The 613-nt window shown below is 70.6% G+C and carries 1 protein-coding gene; it reads left to right on the top strand.

All coding sequences use genetic code 11. The features are described from left to right. Positions 1–85: 85 nt before the first annotated feature. Positions 86–613, top strand: a 528-nt coding sequence (locus FVW27_RS18890; protein WP_167128216.1) for an HhH-GPD family protein, incomplete at its 3' end; no start/stop codon positions are given.

Here is a 613-nt window from a genome sequence, read left to right as displayed (position 1 = left end):
CGCACCCGCTCTTCCGGCTTCCCCCTCCCCCACGGCCCGCCGCGCCCGCACCGCCGCCACCGCCGATACCGGCCAGCCCCGCGAACTGCCCACCGCCGCCTTTGCGGAAGCCTTTGCCTCGGCCCTGCTGGACTGGTTTGCCGTGCACAAGCGCCCGCTGCCGTGGCGGTTCGGGTACGAGCCGTATTCGGTGTGGATTTCCGAGGTGATGCTGCAACAGACGCAGATGGACCGGGGGGTGGACTACTTTCTGCGCTGGATGACCCAATTCCCCGACGTGGCCAGCGTGGCCGCCGCCAGCGAGGATGAACTGCTGAAGGCATGGGAGGGGCTGGGCTACTATTCGCGGGTGCGCAACCTGCACAAGGCGGCGAAAGCCCTGGTGGAGCGGCACGATGGCGAACTGCCCGACGATCCGGAGGCCATCCGCGCGCTGCCGGGCATCGGCCCGTATACGGCGGGGGCCATCGCGGGCATTGCCTTCAACCGCGACGTGACCTGCATCGACGCCAACGTGGAGCGGGTGTTCTCGCGGGTGTTCGACATCGACACCCCCGTGCGCGCCCAGCCCGCCGCCGCGCGCATCCGGGCGCTGGCCACGGCGCTGCTGCCC

It is taken from the genome of Nitratidesulfovibrio liaohensis, assembly GCF_011682075.1.
Classification (GTDB): domain Bacteria; phylum Desulfobacterota; class Desulfovibrionia; order Desulfovibrionales; family Desulfovibrionaceae; genus Cupidesulfovibrio; species Cupidesulfovibrio liaohensis.
This window is presented reverse-complemented; position numbering and strand designations above follow the sequence as displayed.